Origin of the sequence: Ureibacillus chungkukjangi (assembly GCF_003217295.1) — a bacterium.
GTDB lineage: Bacteria > Bacillota > Bacilli > Bacillales_A > Planococcaceae > Ureibacillus > Ureibacillus chungkukjangi.
The window spans coordinates 97079-110568 of record NZ_QJTJ01000005.1; the positions used below are offsets into that span (position 1 = coordinate 97079).

Genomic DNA, 13490 nt, shown 5'->3' on the forward strand with positions numbered 1-13490 from the left:
GAAGACATTCTCTTTTTTTACATAGTTATATAATTTTAACCTTTATCCATTTTCGTACACTGTTGATAAACCAAATTTCAGAACAATTTTCTAAATCAGTTAGCTTCAGAACTTTTTCTTCGATTTCACCCTCGCTCAGCAATTTTTCACGGAAGGTCCCAGCTAAAAGTCCGCTATGAATCGGTGGGGTATAAAGAATTCCCTCCATGTTCACGACAATATTTCCGTTTGTAAATTCAGTAATTTCATGATCTTCGTTCCAAAGTAAAACATCATATACATCAGTTTGTTGGAGTTGTGTATATATATCGCGATTGGTTGTTTTATGATATAAAAACAATTCTTTTTTATTGATAGGGTATGCTGCTAATTTGACAGTCTTTTCAACGGCTCTTTCAACTAAAGGGTGTGCTTCAATATTCAGCTGCCCGGATTTTGTCATGAGCAATCGAAGTTTAAACTCCCCAACTGGATACTCTTTTGCAACATCTTTGAGAGCAGATCTGACTTCCTGCCGATTAAACGGAAATTTAAAGTATTTCGATGATTCCTGAATACGATCAAGATGTTCTTCAAGTAAAAACAATTCTCCATTAACTAGTAGAATGCTTTCAAGCAAATCAAAAATAGGCTTCTTTTGTTCAAGTAGGCTAGCTTTTGTTAAAACCTCCTCATATTCACCAGAAGCTGTCGAATCCCATGTAATACCGCCTCCTACACCATAGGTAGCTTGTTCAGTATTTTGGTTGAGAACTACTGTACGAATTGGTACATTAAAAATTGCTTCCTTCTTTGGTGTGATATAACCAATAGCCCCACAATAGACATCTCGTGCAGCTATTTCAAGCTTCGAGATAATATCCATCGTACTAATTTTTGGAGCACCAGTAATTGAACCACATGGGAAAAGGGCCTTAAACAAGTCGAAATAGGTAGTATTAGGTCTTACCTTTGCAGTAATTGTAGAGGTCATTTGGTGAACAGTAGGGTAATGTTCAATTTCAAAAAGTTTTGGTACCTGGACAGTCCCTTGCTGTGCAATGACACTTAAGTCATTTCGCAGTAAATCCACAATCATTACATTTTCAGCTCGATTTTTTTCTGACTCATAAAGCCATTTTGCATTCTCTTCATCCTCTGCTACTGTTCTGCCTCTAGCGATCGTTCCTTTCATCGGTCGAGTAGTAATATGATGATCCTTCAAATGAAAGAAAAGCTCAGGTGAGGCAGACAAAATACTAAATTCTCCTGTATTGATATATGCACAATAATTAGAAGATTGAGCTTGTTTTAATTTAGTGAAAAAGGCGATGTCGTCCCCTTTAAATTGTGACTGCAGTCGAATTGTATAATTAGTTTGATAGGTATCACCATTTTCGATAGAGGACTTAATGGATTCGATTGAAGCATTATAATTCTCTCTTGAAACATCTGGTGACCATTTTGAATTTTCATAGCTTCCATTACTAGTAATACCTTCTTCAATGGGTTCTGAAAAGATTCCGAACCAGAGTAAAGGCATATTCGGATTTTCACTTACCTGAAAGGCAGAGTCAAATGCAGGAGCACTTTCATAAGAAACATATCCAGCCGCATAAAAGCCTTGCTCCACGGCTTCTTGGATTTGCTCAAAGCATGGAAAAATATCCTCTATTTTATTTGCCACAATCGTTTTAATCGGATTTATAAAGGTTACTGGCTTGACTTCACCAGTGGAAGTTGCAAATTCAAATGATAAAAGTGGTTGTTTATTATTCGTTTTCATTATGTAATCCTTTGTGTTTTAGTAAAGAAATTTTGAATCATTTTAAGTCCATTTTCTGTAAGTATTGCTTCGGGATGGAATTGTACACCTTCAACATGGAAATGCTTGTGTCGAATGGCCATGATTTCTCCGCCTTCTGTTTTAGCACTGATTTCAATCATGCTTGGTAAGGTTGCCTCATCTACTATTAATGAATGATATCTTGTAACAGGTGCAGGGGAGGGGATATCATTAAAAATCTGTTTTCCATCGTGAATGATTATATCCACTTTTCCGTGCATAGGCTGGTTAGCTTTATGTACTTTTCCTCCAAATGCCTGTGCAATTATTTGATGCCCTAGACAAACTCCTAATATAGGTATTTCTTGATGAAGCTCTTTCACAATTTCCAAGCAAATACCAGCAGTATCTGGGTTTCCAGGACCAGGCGAGAGAAGGATAGAATTAGGCTGCATTTTTCTAATGTCATCCAACGTAAGCTCATCATTTCGAACAACTACGACTTCCTCACCAATGGATTGAATATATTGGACTAAATTATAAGTAAATGAATCATAATTATCGATGACTAGTATCAATTTAATAGTCTTCCTTTCAAGGTGAGTAATATGAGACCTATTATAGAAGAATTGGACAAGAAATGCGAAGAATTTGAAAATTATTAAGTGCAGAGGGAATAATAAAAACAAGAAAATCCCTCGATGTAAAAATCGAGGGATTAGTTAGGGTTATTTATTGTCATCTAAGAATTTCTCAACTTTTTTCATAATTGAGCTATTCTTAATTTTGTTCAAAAGTGGGTTTTTCTCCATCCCATATTCCTCATTTGACTTAGTCGAGTTTTGATGAGAATTATTTGATTTGTAGGCACTGCTTTTACTTTGTAAATTACGGTCATCAAAGTTTGAGTATTCGTCAAAATCCTTCTTTTCGCTCATTATCTCATCTCCTTTCAACCTTAATATGCGAAATTTTGTGTAAATTATGTAAACAAAACGCCAAACTGTTGCTCATTATTTGAAAATGATAGATAATAAAAAAATTAATGATAAGTAGGAGTGTACATAAGATGCAAGTAGAGCAAGTTAAGAGAGAGAACAAACAATTAGGTTCAAGAGCAGAGAATAGAGCGAGGCTATTAGTTAAATGCCCTGACAAACCAGGTATTGTTTCAGTCCTATCAAGTTTTTTGTGGAAACATAAAGCCAATATTATTGAATCCAGTCAATATTCAAGTGATCCAGAAAACGGAACTTTTTTTATTCGAATAGAATATACTTGTGACAAGCTGCTGTCTAAGGTTCAAGAGATGGAGCAGGAATTTAAGCAAATTGCTGACAATTATGAGATGACCTATCATTTTCATTATTTAAGTAACCGTCAACGATCAGCTATATACGTTTCAAAGGAATTACACTGCTTATTAGAATTACTTTGGGAATGGCAAAACGGAGATTTAGAAACGGATATTGCAGTTGTTATAAGTAATCATGAGGATGCACGTCAGATTGTCGAGTCTTACGGAATCTCATTTCATTACTTACCGGCAAATAAGGATATTCGCAAAGAAGTAGAGGCAAAACAAATTTCCCTAATGGAAGAATATAATGTAGATTTACTAATTTTAGCTCGTTATATGCAGATTCTAACGCCGGAATTTGTAAATCATTTTGAAAATAGAATTATTAATATTCACCATTCCTTCCTACCAGCGTTTATAGGTGCTAACCCTTATGACCGTGCCTATAAAAGAGGGGTGAAGCTGATTGGTGCTACTTCACATTATGTAACAAACGATTTAGATGAGGGACCAATCATTGAACAGGATGTGGAACGTGTGGACCACCGAGATGATGTTGCAACTCTAAAGAAAATCGGTCGTAAAATTGAGCGTCGTGTATTAGCTAAAGCAGTGAAATGGCATTTAGAAAATCGAATCATTGTAGAAGGAAATAAAACAATCGTATTCCATTAAAATATAACGACCATTCAAAAAGCTGGAAATCTGTATCGTAGGATTTCCAGCTTTTTTATAATTTGAAATAAAATCAAGCTATTCTATTGTAGGATTTTTCACTTTTTCTAGCTCATGTAGCTTTTCATAAATTCGTCTTTTTCGATACAACATTTTACCTGCTTCAGAGACATCGTCCATCATGCCTTTGTTGATGATTGCACCAAAAACCATGCCGGCAATTGGGACCATTTGAAATAGCTTTTTCCAACCGAAGTTATCGCGGTATGTGAAGAATACCTCCTGCCAACCCTTTAGCTGACTTATCATGCTCTCTGCAGTATCTTTTTTCTTATTCAGCATGGAAAGCTCGTTTAAGATTGCTTCTTTTCCTACAATGTCTGCTGAAGCGAACTGCAAGCATTTTACTATGAAAACCCGTTCTTGTTTCTCATTTGGGTTATAGCCATGAATAATCGCAATCTCCTGTAGGGTTTTTAAAGCCATTCCTAAAATAACAGGAATATCAATTACTAGTGTGAAAACGCCCCCAAAACCAGTGGATGCCCCTTGCACTGTGGCTAATTTACTTCGTTCACTTTGTAATTTTTCGCTTAATTGAATCATATCCTCAATAGGCATTTTTCCAATATCCTCGAAGGTATCAATGGAATATGAAGTGTTTTTTTGAATTTTTTTCAGCATTAGCTTTTCACTTATTAAATATTTGCCGCCTGTATGAATATAGCTTCCTAATTCATTAACCAAAATCCCAATTTTCGCTTGTATAAATTTAGGTGTGAGCTTATCGATTACTTTAAAGGGAAGTCGACCAATCTTCTCCCAAAAAAATAACCCTTTTTGGTCATCCTCCCATTTTTCGATTTCCACTAAATAATGTTCCAATTGTTCTTTTGATTCCAATATCATTGCTCCTATCTATATTTTACGTAGGGTATAGTTTCTTTACGTTAGTAGGTGACAGAATGTTTCATTTTTTAGTATGTACATTTTTGTCAAAGTCTTTCTTAAACTAAATTAATTTGAAATGAATGACATATAAAATTAAATCGTATATATAACTGATATGTATTTAAAATTCTAGAGGAAATGGTAACAATAGGGGAGGGATGAAATGGAAGATGGTACTCAAACTGAGCTTAAGCAAATCCATGAGCATTTTAGAGACTCATTATTAATCGATAAATTTGACCCACAGCTTGAATTTTGGCAAAAAAGAAGGTTAGAGAAGACCCAAAGTGAAACGAGTGAAGATTCAATTGTATGGAATGTTTTTCGTTCATTTAACCAGATTGATCGGAAGCTTTGGATTGAACAGTTATTTTATAAAGCATTTCAAAAAGAGTTTTCTCATTCAACTGAACAGATAGAAATTAAACTTTGGAAAAAAATCCGCCAGCCCCAAAGTCTTGCTGTTAGTGAAGGGAAAACTGATATTGATATCATCATCGAGTCGGATACGTTTGTATGGTTTATAGAGGCAAAATACAAGTCGGATATTAGCCTAGGTCATAATGATAATGCGAAAAGAGATGAGCTAATAAGGATGATTGATGGTGGTACGAATTATGCAAAAAAGAGAGACTTTTACTTTTCACTATTGATATTAGATAAATATAATAGTCCAATGGGATTTAGAATGGTAAATGAATACAAAGACTCGACTGAAAAGGTCATAGGCTTACTGCCACATCGTCAAGAGCTTCCAATGCTAAAAGGTGTAAGTGTCTTTTATTGGAAGGATATTCAAACCTTATTTAAAACTGTGTATTTATATAGTAAGAACAAATATGAAAGATATATAGCTGATCAGGCAAGCTATTGGTTATACGATAAAATCAGAGAAGATAATTAGTTATATTGAAATAGGGATTTTTCTGCCGACATATTAATAAAATTGTCGGTTTTTTTGTTTTGGTTTTATTCTACATAAAGTAGCTTAAAATTATGGTTAAATTTATCATTTTTAGGCCATTCTGTAGGTAAAACATTTAGATTAAAGGTTGTGAGGGAATTGAATATTCTCGTATTTGGAGCCAATGGTCCATTAGGAAGACAATTAATTCAATACATACTTAACAATGCAAAACACACGGCTATTGCTTTACTAGAAAATAGAGCTCAGTCGGCTTATTTTACTGAAAAAGGTATTGAGAATTATTTATATAGCACAGGTGATTCTCTAGAAGTCATTCTGTCGACAGCTCCTAATGTTGATGCCATCGTAATTGCTGAGCACATTATGGATGATCTCGTGTCAGAAACGATAGTCGAAATTGATGAAACCATTAAATTATTAGAAGCACTGAAGAATACTCCTCTCAAACGAATGGTTCATATTAGTTCATTTGAAACTCGTAAAGAAGAATGGATTCATTTACCTGTATACTTTCGACCGATAATGATTAAGAATTATTATGTTGATCAGTGGTTAAGGCAGTCATCACTTGATTATACAATTATCCATCCTGGAAATTTAAATGATAAAAAAGGGACAGGATTTGTAAAAGTGGATGATAGAGATATTAGTATTGGTGATATTTCTCGTGAGGATGTTGCGAAAATAGTCCTTGCATGCTTAGAGAATCAGTCAACCATTCGAAAGGAATTCAAGGTAGTATCAGGAAAACAACCTATTGAGGACGCCATAAATATGGTAATTTAATATTTGGATTTTTAAAGTCTTTAAATTAAAGATTCCGTGATTTACTAGCCTTTGTGGATAGAATGCTATTTATTTCACCTTTTATAAACTAAAAATTTATTATATAATAGTAGATATTTTAATCTAAGAAAAAATGTATTATAATGTTATACGGTTATAATTAATACAGAGAAGGTGGGTTCTTAGGTTTACGCCTAGAAAGAATCACCTACATCTTTGCAAATATAGGGGAGATAAGGAAGGTAATTATGAGTACTAGATATGAAAAAACAGACGTTATCTTAATTGGTGCTGGCGTAATGAGTGCGACTTTAGGGACAATGCTTAAAGAATTAGCACCTGATTGGGAAATTAAGGTTTTTGAATCACTTGACAAACCAGGTGAGGAAAGTTCTAACGAATGGAATAATGCTGGTACAGGGCACGCTGCACTTTGTGAGCTAAACTACACACCACAAAAACCAGATGGTACAGTTGAAATAATAAAAGCAATTGATGTAAATGAACAGTTCCAGCTTTCAAGACAATTCTGGTCATACCTTGTAAAGAGTAACTTAATCAGTAATCCAGAAGATTTCATTAAAGCAATCCCACATATGAGCTTAGTTATGGGAGAAGATGATGTAAACTTCTTAAGAAAACGTTTTGAAGCGCTTTCAGCTAGTCCATTATTTAAAGGTATGGAATACACTGAGGACGCAGCAAAACTAAAAGAGTGGATGCCACTAGTAATGGATGGACGTGAAGGAAACGAACCTCTTGCGGCTACTAAAATCGACAGTGGTACTGATGTAAACTTTGGTGCTTTAACACGTATGCTTTTCGAACACTTAGTGAAACAAAACGTTGAAGTTAACTACAAGCATTCAGTTGCTGATATTAAACGTTCAAACGATGGCATGTGGGAAGTAAAAGTGCATGACTTAGATGGCTGTAAAATGGAGTACCATAAAGCAAAATTTGTCTTTATCGGTGCTGGTGGCGCAAGTCTTCCATTATTACAAGCAACTGGTATTCCTGAATCAAAACATATCGGTGGTTTCCCTGTAAGTGGTTTATTCATGGTATGTAATAATCAAGAAATCGTAGAACAACATCATGGTAAGGTTTATGGAAAAGCTAAAGTTGGTGCACCACCGATGTCTGTACCTCACTTAGATACACGCTTTATCGATGGTAAGAAATCATTATTATTTGGACCATTTGCAGGTTTCTCACCTAAATTCCTAAAAACTGGTTCTAATATGGATTTAGTTGCTTCAGTTAAACCTAATAATCTGTTAACAATGTTATCTGCTGGTGTTAAGGAAATGTCATTGACTAAGTACTTAATTCAACAAGTAATGTTATCAAACGAACAACGCTTAGAAGAGCTACAAGAATTTGTTCCAAACGCTAAACTAGAAGATTGGGAAATTATCGTAGCTGGACAACGTGTTCAGGTTATTAAAGATACAGATGCTGGAAAAGGAACACTTCAATTTGGTACTGAAGTAGTAACTGCTGCTGATGGTTCAGTAGCTGCATTACTTGGAGCATCTCCAGGTGCATCTACAGCTGTAAAAGTAATGTTAGACGTTATGAACAAATGCTTCCCAGATCGCATCAAAGAATGGGAGCCAAAAATTAAAGAAATGATTCCGTCATACGGTCTAAATTTATCAGATAACGAAAAATTATTTGATGAAATCTCTACTTCAACTTCAGAAGTTCTTGGACTAAATGAAAAAGAAGTAGTTCACAACTAATTTTCGATAGATATAGAACCATCAATCTGTGAATAATATTGCAGATTGATGGTTTTTTTTAGGTCTAAACAAAACAATTGAATTGATTTTAATATATAAGTAAATTATTATATAAGAGGTTAATTATATATTGTTTATAACTTGATATATTTACGGTTTAGGAGGAATTCTGCATTGTTTACAGCTGTTTTAGCAACACTTATTTTTTTAGTTACACTTATTTTCGTTATTTGGCAACCCAGAGGACTTAATATTGGTTGGACTGCGTGTGCAGGAGCAATTGTTGCACTGGTCGCAGGTGTTGTAGATTTTGGTGATGTGGGGGAAGTAGTAGGAATCACATGGAACGCTACAATCACATTCGTAGCCATTATCCTTATTTCATTGATTTTAGATGAAATCGGGTTATTTGAATGGGCGGCATTACATATGGTTAGAGCTGCAAAGGGCAATGGCATTAAAATGTTTGTATATGTCAGTATTTTAGGGGCAATTGTGGCTGCATTATTTGCAAATGATGGAGCGGCATTAATCTTAACACCAATAGTATTGGCGATGGTTCGTAATTTGAACTTCCAGGAAAAAATGATTTTCCCATTTATTATGGCAAGTGGGTTTATCGCAGATACTACATCTTTACCGTTTGTAGTTAGTAATTTAGTAAACATCGTATCTGCAGATTTCTTTAATATTGGATTTTTAGAATATGCAGCAAGAATGCTTCTACCAAATCTCTTTTCACTCGTAGCAACTATTACAGTGCTTTTAATTTACTTCAGAAAAAGTATTCCAAAAAATTATGAGCTTTCTAAATTAAGACAGCCTAAAGAAGCTATTAAGGATTTAAAAATGTTTCAGCTATCTTGGTATGTCATGGCATTGTTATTAATAGGTTACTTTTCGAGCGAGTTTATGGGAATCCCAGTTTCCTTTGTAGCGGGAATCATTGCAATATTCTTCTTATTGATGGCTAGAAAAAGCAAAGCTGTAAATACAGCAGAAGTTGTAAAGGGTGCACCATGGAATGTTGTATTTTTCTCAATAGGAATGTATGTAGTTGTGTATGGTCTTGGCAATGCTTGGTTAACACATTCCTTAGCAGGAGTTATAGAATATTTTGCTGAACAAGGATTGTTTGTAGCAACGCTTGCAATGGGCTTTATAGCTGCAATTCTTTCCTCTGTCATGAATAATATGCCAACTGTTATGATTGACGCACTAGCAATTGCTGAAACGAACACAACTGGAATTGTAAGAGAAGCTCTAATTTACGCCAATGTTATCGGCTCTGACTTAGGACCAAAAATTACACCGATAGGTTCTTTAGCTACACTTGTGTGGTTACATGTTCTTTCACAAAAGGGTGTTAAAATTTCATGGGGTACTTATTTTAAAACGGGAATCATTCTTACAATACCAATTCTATTTATCACATTAGTTGGTCTGTATATAACGCTAATTCTATTCTAAAAGGAGCTTTTATCATGTCGAAAAAAACACTATATTTCTTATGTACAGGGAACTCTTGCAGAAGCCAAATGGCAGAAGGCTGGGCAAAAAAGTTACTACCAGCTGACGAGTGGGAAGTGAAAAGTGCTGGAATTGAGGCACATGGAGTAAATCCAAATGCAGTGAAAGCAATGAGAGAAATAGAAGTAGATATTTCTTCACAGACTTCAGATATTATTGACCTAGCAACATTAAATAACGCAGATTTAGTAGTTACCTTATGTGGGGATGCCAACGATAAATGTCCGGTTACACCACCTCATGTAAAACGTGAGCATTGGGGATTTGACGACCCTGCAAAAGCACAAGGCTCAGAAGAAGAAAAATGGGCTTTCTTTGAGCGAGTTCGTGATGAAATAGGCGAGAGAATCGAACGTTTTTCAAAAACAGGAAAATGATTTATATGTAGTTAAAGAATATAAAACGGGGTGAACGTATGGACCTTCAATTACTGGAAAAACAACTTAAGGCAGTATCAGATACCAATCGTTTAACTCTTCTAAGCTGCTTAAAATCTGGAGAGGTTTGTGTATGCGATTTTGTAGATGTGTTAGGAATTTCTCAGCCAGCAGTCAGTCAGCACCTAAAGAAATTAGAGGAAGCCGGCATTATTACTGCACGCAAGCTTGGAACCTGGAAGCATTATAGAATTGTTGAAAATCCATCTCCAATTATCAAAACTGTATTAGATCAATTAGAAGAACGCGAACTATGTAATTGTAGACCAAGTTCTTCGTGTTAGGTAAATATATAATTATAGCCGATTTTGTATCGACAAGAGTTGATACAAAATCGGCTTTTTTAATTGTAGGGGAGAGTTAATTGCTTTTATGTGTTATTTTGGGATTTAATTGCTTAAACTAGCCACTTTTTGTCGAATTCCAGCCACTTTCTTCAATAATCTAGCTACTTCAAAAAATCTATACCTGCTAACACATTTTTAAGCTTCTTCCTCAAAATATATCTTATAATATTTACGATTCGTCGCCTCGTCGTAGCCAATTTCGATTAACTCATCAACCTGTTCGATGTTTTGGACATTTACTTGGATTTCGATATTGGAATCTAGCTTGATTTTACGTTTATAAGTTTTTTCAGCCTTTTCAATAGCAAATTCAGAGATTACCGTTTCATATGGCTTTACCGAATTGACGATGATATCCTTTTGTGTTGAGTCAGCCTTTTTGAAAACCGAATCTATATAATTGTCGACGTGGAATTCTTCTTCGTTTCTAAAATAATCGAGAGTTTTATTTAATAGGCCTAGTTTTTCAGTGTTTGTAAAGCTTTCTTCCTTTAAAATATACTTCTTGCACTCTGTCAAAGCTAAATTAGTTTTATGATAATCCTCATCTGCTACTTTAATCTTTAAGAAGCGTTCTTGCCAGTAGACAACATCTTCTTTTCTTTTTGTTTTAATAAATACAGCTGGCTTCTCGTCAGGGCCCATGTCAACTATGACAGCTACATTATTAATTTTCTTTACGTTAATCCCATCAATACCATTAACAACCATTTTATTTTCATCGTTTTTAACGTCTAAAAAGATTTCCTTTTCATCGATTTTAACAATCGATAGGGCGTTTTTTGTTTCGTTGTTCCAAATGCAATTGTTGAACAAGCCGATAAACAATTCACCGTTTTTAATATTTGGATGCTGGGATGCACTATGTAAATGCTTTGCGATATTATTAGATTGTTCTAGGAAGCTAGTATTATCATTAAATATCTTTTTTGCGTAAGTATAGATTTCGTTTAAATTGACATCTGTTTCATGGAAAAATTCGTATTGCTGGTCTAAGTCGATTTTGTTAAATGCTAGTTGTGTAAAGGCTGCTTCCAGCAAGACTTCTGGCTGGGGAAAGGCTTCTTCACCCAAAATTAATGTATCACTTACATAATGTAGGATGTACTGCGTTAACTTACTTTCACTTACTTCTAACACTCTTATTCACCTTCTAAATTAAAATCTCTAGAGAATATACCATAACATATACCTTTAATATTTTCATAGCTTTTCATAAAGCTAATAATTGCCAACGATAAATCAGCATTTTAAACTATACGTTCATTTTAAAATACTATATAATTATTTATAGAATACAAGTGATTCAAAATAAAAAACCGTTTTCCGTTAGGTGTTTGGCTACACTTAACATAGGAAAACGGTTTTTTATTTTTTACGCTAGAGATAAACGATAGATTAAAAATCTTTCGTAAGTGTTTTTGCCATAAAGCTTTGGAAGCGGCACTTCTTTTATCAATTCAAATGAGGTATGCTGCTCTAAATAATATCTGTAATCATCAGAAGCATAATAAAAGATTAAATCAATTTCTCGTTTATTGATCTCAACCGATAATAAAATATTGTTTAAGACCTTCATAAAAATTTGTACAGAGAAGGGATTAAAGAAATAAAATCGATTATCGGCATTTTGGATTTTATAATCTTCTGCTAAGCAATTGTGGAATTGAATTGTTTCTGGATTCCTATTTGTTATTTTTAAGTAGCTATCTCGATTTTTTATAGCTTCATCAAGAAAGGCTTTGTTCATTTCAATTCCTACTATAGGAACTTTGAATTTGTAATTTAGATAAATGTTCAACCGTCCTTTGCCACAGCCAAAATCAACAATATAATCACTTGACTGAACCTCATAGTGCTTAAATAGCTCATCTAAAGCAGCATAAGGAGTAGGCTCATAAGGATGGTAGTGGAGTGAATGATTGACCTCTCCTTTAGTTCCTTTAGTATTTATATTTAATAATTTTTCATAATAGTCTTCCTTCACAGCTGTATATCTCCAATCAGTGCCTCTATTATTAACTAATAACCTAAAATTTCTTCTGCTAAAAGTTTATAGGATTCCATACGTTCATTTGGGGAGTGAGTGATTGTAAGAATCATAAATTCCTCAACATTATATTTAGCTTGTAATTCAGCTAAATTATTTTTAACCTCTTGTGGGTTACCAATAATCATTTTTTGCTTTACAGTGTTAAAATGGTCTTTTTCTTTATCGGTTAATTCGATTGCCTTTGCTTCTTCAATGGAAGGAACTCTTTGACCTTTTCCTCGGTTCTGAAGTATTTGCCAAATAATTGAGCTCCAGGCGATTTCCTCAGCTCTTTCACCAGTAGCTGCACATATTACAGGGACTGTTAGTAAAACTTTAGGAGCCTCTCCAAATTGATTGGACTTAAAGGTTTTACAATACTCTTCAATTATCAAATTAGCATCTACATCACTCATAAATTGTCCAAAGGCATAGGGTAAGCCATTTTTAGCAGCGAGTTGAGCACTTTTTGCACTAGTCCCCAGCATCCAAGGGATAGGTGTTTTTTGTGGGACAGGAGAAGCTTTAATTTTAGAGAATTGATGATCTTCAGGAAAGTCGTTCTTGAGAAAATGCAGTAATTCATCAACTAGGTCTGCCATCTTAAATACCTGCTGCAAAAAGTTATCCGACAAAGCATTTGTTGCTTCAGCAGAGCCACCTGGTGAACGTCCAATTCCTATATCAACTCGATCTGGAAAAAGGGTAGCTAACATATTATAAGTTTCAGCAATCTTATAGGGTTTGTAATGGGGGAGTAAAACAGCACCACAACCTATACGAATATTTTTCGTTTTTCCTCCTATTAAGCCTAGCATTACTTCAGGGGCTGAGCATGCCAATCCTGGTAAATCGTGATGCTCGGCAATCCAGTATCTTGTATAGCCAAATTTGTCGCAAGCTTCGGCAAGCTTGAGTGATTCAGTTAATGCATCACCTGCAGTTTGGTTAGAAGAGATTGGGGACTGATCTAATATACTTAGCTTCATGT

At 34.6% G+C, this 13490-nt stretch carries 14 protein-coding genes; 7 read left to right on the forward strand and 7 right to left on the reverse strand.

Translation table 11 applies throughout. The features are described 5' to 3' along the window. Positions 1-25 precede the first annotated feature (25 nt). The 3 genes from pabB to BJ095_RS05980 all read right to left on the reverse strand — a co-directional run bounded on the left by pabB (position 26) and on the right by BJ095_RS05980 (position 2703). The gene (gene pabB, locus BJ095_RS05970) at positions 26-1765 is read right to left on the reverse strand and encodes an aminodeoxychorismate synthase component I (protein WP_107933320.1); all 1740 of its coding nucleotides are present in this window, start codon (positions 1763-1765) and stop codon (positions 26-28) included. Beyond that, the gene (locus BJ095_RS05975) at positions 1765-2343 is read right to left on the reverse strand and encodes an anthranilate synthase component II (protein ID WP_107933322.1); all 579 of its coding nucleotides are present in this window, start codon (positions 2341-2343) and stop codon (positions 1765-1767) included. Before BJ095_RS05975 ends, pabB begins: the two co-directional genes overlap by 1 nt. A gap of 150 nt (positions 2344-2493) precedes the next feature. After that, positions 2494-2703 (reverse strand): hypothetical protein, encoded by a 210-nt coding sequence (locus tag BJ095_RS05980; RefSeq protein ID WP_107933324.1) that lies wholly within the window; start codon positions 2701-2703, stop codon positions 2494-2496. A 131-nt stretch (positions 2704-2834) separates the two neighbouring features. On the opposite strand from BJ095_RS05980, the gene purU reads away from it, so the two are divergent. Beyond that, complete coding sequence (gene purU / locus BJ095_RS05985; RefSeq protein WP_107933326.1) at positions 2835-3740, forward strand: formyltetrahydrofolate deformylase; 906 nt, start codon at positions 2835-2837, stop codon at positions 3738-3740. Between the two features lie 78 nt (positions 3741-3818). Here the strand turns inward: purU and BJ095_RS05990 are convergent, their stop codons facing one another. After that, on the reverse strand, positions 3819-4643 hold the full coding sequence (locus BJ095_RS05990) for an EcsC family protein (protein ID WP_107933328.1): 825 nt from the start codon (positions 4641-4643) through the stop codon (positions 3819-3821). Positions 4644-4854: 211 nt separating this feature from the next. Between BJ095_RS05990 and BJ095_RS05995 the strand changes: the two genes are divergently transcribed. From BJ095_RS05995 to BJ095_RS06020, 6 genes are all read left to right on the forward strand, one after another. Further along, positions 4855-5595 (forward strand): hypothetical protein, encoded by a 741-nt coding sequence (locus tag BJ095_RS05995; RefSeq protein ID WP_107933329.1) that lies wholly within the window; start codon positions 4855-4857, stop codon positions 5593-5595. Positions 5596-5754: 159 nt separating this feature from the next. Next, positions 5755-6405, forward strand: a complete 651-nt coding sequence (locus tag BJ095_RS06000) for an NAD(P)H-binding protein (protein WP_181417972.1) — start codon at positions 5755-5757, stop codon at positions 6403-6405. A gap of 248 nt (positions 6406-6653) precedes the next feature. Continuing rightward, positions 6654-8153, forward strand: coding sequence for a malate:quinone oxidoreductase (locus tag BJ095_RS06005; protein WP_107933333.1), 1500 nt, complete (start codon positions 6654-6656; stop codon positions 8151-8153). A gap of 174 nt (positions 8154-8327) precedes the next feature. Further along, positions 8328-9623, forward strand: coding sequence for an arsenic transporter (locus tag BJ095_RS06010; protein ID WP_107933335.1), 1296 nt, complete (start codon positions 8328-8330; stop codon positions 9621-9623). A 14-nt stretch (positions 9624-9637) separates the two neighbouring features. Beyond that, positions 9638-10060, forward strand: coding sequence for an arsenate reductase (thioredoxin) (gene arsC / locus BJ095_RS06015; protein WP_107933337.1), 423 nt, complete (start codon positions 9638-9640; stop codon positions 10058-10060). A 38-nt stretch (positions 10061-10098) separates the two neighbouring features. Continuing rightward, on the forward strand, positions 10099-10404 hold the full coding sequence (locus tag BJ095_RS06020; protein ID WP_107933339.1) for an ArsR/SmtB family transcription factor: 306 nt from the start codon (positions 10099-10101) through the stop codon (positions 10402-10404). Between the two features lie 198 nt (positions 10405-10602). On the opposite strand, the gene BJ095_RS06025 is transcribed toward BJ095_RS06020, so the two are convergent. The 3 genes from BJ095_RS06025 to BJ095_RS06035 form a co-directional block, all read right to left on the reverse strand. Beyond that, positions 10603-11607, reverse strand: a complete 1005-nt coding sequence (locus tag BJ095_RS06025; RefSeq protein WP_107933341.1) for a nucleoid-associated protein — start codon at positions 11605-11607, stop codon at positions 10603-10605. Between the two features lie 235 nt (positions 11608-11842). Continuing rightward, positions 11843-12454 carry a methyltransferase gene (locus BJ095_RS06030; RefSeq protein ID WP_107933343.1) on the reverse strand — a complete coding sequence of 204 codons (612 nt, stop codon included), beginning with the start codon at positions 12452-12454 and terminating at the stop codon, positions 11843-11845. Between the two features lie 35 nt (positions 12455-12489). After that, entirely contained in the window at positions 12490-13488 is a 999-nt protein-coding gene (locus tag BJ095_RS06035; protein ID WP_107933345.1) for an LLM class flavin-dependent oxidoreductase, read from the reverse strand. Positions 13489-13490 lie beyond the last annotated feature (2 nt).

Bases quoted from the DNA above. Each gene is read 5' to 3' on its own strand.
- arsC (WP_107933337.1), top strand. From the start codon at position 9,638: ATGTCGAAAAAAACACTATATTTCTTATGTACAGGGAACTCTTGCAGA.
- BJ095_RS05995 (WP_107933329.1), top strand. From the start codon at position 4,855: ATGGAAGATGGTACTCAAACTGAGCTTAAGCAAATCCATGAGCATTTT.
- BJ095_RS06005 (WP_107933333.1), top strand. From the start codon at position 6,654: ATGAGTACTAGATATGAAAAAACAGACGTTATCTTAATTGGTGCTGGC.
- BJ095_RS06020 (WP_107933339.1), top strand. From the start codon at position 10,099: ATGGACCTTCAATTACTGGAAAAACAACTTAAGGCAGTATCAGATACC.
- BJ095_RS06035 (WP_107933345.1), bottom strand. From the start codon at position 13,488: ATGAAGCTAAGTATATTAGATCAGTCCCCAATCTCTTCTAACCAAACT.
- pabB (WP_107933320.1), bottom strand. From the start codon at position 1,765: ATGAAAACGAATAATAAACAACCACTTTTATCATTTGAATTTGCAACT.
- purU (WP_107933326.1), top strand. From the start codon at position 2,835: ATGCAAGTAGAGCAAGTTAAGAGAGAGAACAAACAATTAGGTTCAAGA.
- BJ095_RS05980 (WP_107933324.1), bottom strand. From the start codon at position 2,703: ATGAGCGAAAAGAAGGATTTTGACGAATACTCAAACTTTGATGACCGT.